Origin of the sequence: Mucilaginibacter sp. (assembly GCF_036383575.1) — a bacterium.
Taxonomy (GTDB): domain Bacteria; phylum Bacteroidota; class Bacteroidia; order Sphingobacteriales; family Sphingobacteriaceae; genus Mucilaginibacter.
Genome location: NZ_DASVOB010000668.1, coordinates 1 through 1722, shown reverse-complemented (window position 1 = coordinate 1722; position 1722 = coordinate 1). Strand labels below are relative to the sequence as shown.

General features: G+C 41.6%; 2 protein-coding genes and 1 pseudogene. 1 reads left to right on the top strand and 2 read right to left on the bottom strand.

Going from position 1 to position 1722, the window contains the following annotated elements; genetic code table 11:
- Positions 1-493, bottom strand: a pseudogene (locus tag VF500_RS23395) (peptidase M19); the annotation flags it as partial.
- Between the two features lie 238 nt (positions 494-731).
- Between VF500_RS23395 and VF500_RS23390 the strand changes: the two are divergent.
- Positions 732-1148, top strand: a complete 417-nt coding sequence (locus tag VF500_RS23390) for an acyl-CoA thioesterase (protein WP_330861987.1) — start codon at positions 732-734, stop codon at positions 1146-1148.
- Between the two features lie 111 nt (positions 1149-1259).
- On the opposite strand, the gene VF500_RS23385 is transcribed toward VF500_RS23390, so the two are convergent.
- Positions 1260-1655, bottom strand: a complete 396-nt coding sequence (locus VF500_RS23385) for a DoxX family protein (protein WP_330861986.1) — start codon at positions 1653-1655, stop codon at positions 1260-1262.
- Positions 1656-1722 lie beyond the last annotated feature (67 nt).

Sequence of the window (1722 nt, the reverse complement as noted above, 5' to 3'; positions counted from 1 at the left end):
TATCGTATGCTACAGCGAGCCGGTCCAGTTTTCCTTCCAAAAAATGCCCACCTTCAATTGACTGGATCACGGTTGGCTGATGTTTATCATGAGCAGCTTTCAGATCTGCCAGGTTCAGGGAACGTTTTATACCATTGTTTTTCAACTGCTGATCCATGGCAGCAAGGCCATTCAGGAACCGGTCGTAGGCTTCTCCCGGGTTAGTCAGCTTTTGATAATCGAGCGCGAAGGTCATGCAGATGGCAGATAAGCCAGAGCGTTTCATTTCGCCGGCAAGGTCGATATCCGGACCAGGCAATGCGTCTGCCGTGAGCGGAACGTCGATATGATTATGCGTATCAATGCCTATCGTTGCGGCTACAATCGCAGCCACCCTTGGGTCTATTTCATCAATAGCCCATGTAGCCAGCGGGCTTAGCATCATTGCAGCCCCTGTACCGGCAAGGGTAGTAATAAACTGGCGGCGCGACCATGTTGATTGAGATCTTATCATGATTTTAAATTATGAACTTATATTGAAACTATTCAAATATAGCCGGTTGCTCAATCACAGGCCGGCACAATCGGCGTTCACCTGCTTTTCACCGACTAAGCCCTAAACTAACCTGATGTAAAGCCGGGAGCCCGATACTGTCAGGCTTATGTACTAAATTTCAGATCGACGATTTTGGTTATTCTGAAACGAAAAGGTTCAATAGCTTTGCGATATAACAAAGAAGAATCAAATTATTATGGAATACTCAAAAACCTATGTTGCAAAAGATGAGCATATAGATGTGCAGGAAATTATGGATGGTTTATATTATCCGTTTTACATGGAATACTGCAGGCATGATTATATCAGGGAAATACTGGGCTTTGATTTTGAAACCGAAGCAAAAAACGGCATTTACATGGTACTGTCAAACTATAGCATCAGTTTTTTAAGGTCATTAAAAAAAGGCGATGAGTTTACAGTTACCTGCACCTTGTATACCGATAAAGGTGGCTTGCCTAAGCTGCACTTTAAGCAGTCTATAATTTTCAATAATAAGGTAATGACCAAGGCTGTGTTTACAGGTACCTGCGTACCTGCAACCGGCGGGCGACCATATTTACCGGCATCGGTACTGGAAAAAATAAAAGACGCTCCTGTACTTGAAGATTAAAAACCTATCCCCGGTTAAAAAGAAACAAATAAAAGGAGGCCTTTCCATATCGGAAAGGCCTCCTTTTATTTGTATAAGCCTGAAATGCAGGCGCAACCTAACGTATTGTTTTTATAAAGCCGCCGGTGCTACGTATGCTGCCGGATACAGTTTGCGGAACATAATGTAGGTTAATGTTACCATGATAAAGGCAACAATTGCATCTATTGTAGCAGGGAAACCAAGTACAGCTATTTTAGATAGGAAGGCAAATAGGATATCGAAAAAGATACCTGCAAATACCCATTCTTTTAACCTGAGCAACCTGTTAGGTGTTAAAAGTACAGCTATGCCTAAAAGTTTAGCAACACCAAGGATATAAATAAAGTGTGGAGGATAGCCTAATTTTACTGTTATTGCCCATACAAGAGGATTGGTAGTAAGCTCGCAAAAGCCGCTTGTTCCGAACCATAATGAAGTTAGTGCTACTCCTATCCAATAGATTGTTTTTACTGTTTTTGTTGTCATGATATGTAGTTTTTGAGTTGTTTGATGGCTCAAAATTGTGGCAAAAACAACGAATTTTTAAGCACTT

Coding starts and splice junctions, on each gene's coding strand:
- VF500_RS23385 (WP_330861986.1), bottom strand. CDS start 1,655: ATGACAACAAAAACAGTAAAAACAATCTATTGGATAGGAGTAGCACTA.
- VF500_RS23390 (WP_330861987.1), top strand. CDS start 732: ATGGAATACTCAAAAACCTATGTTGCAAAAGATGAGCATATAGATGTG.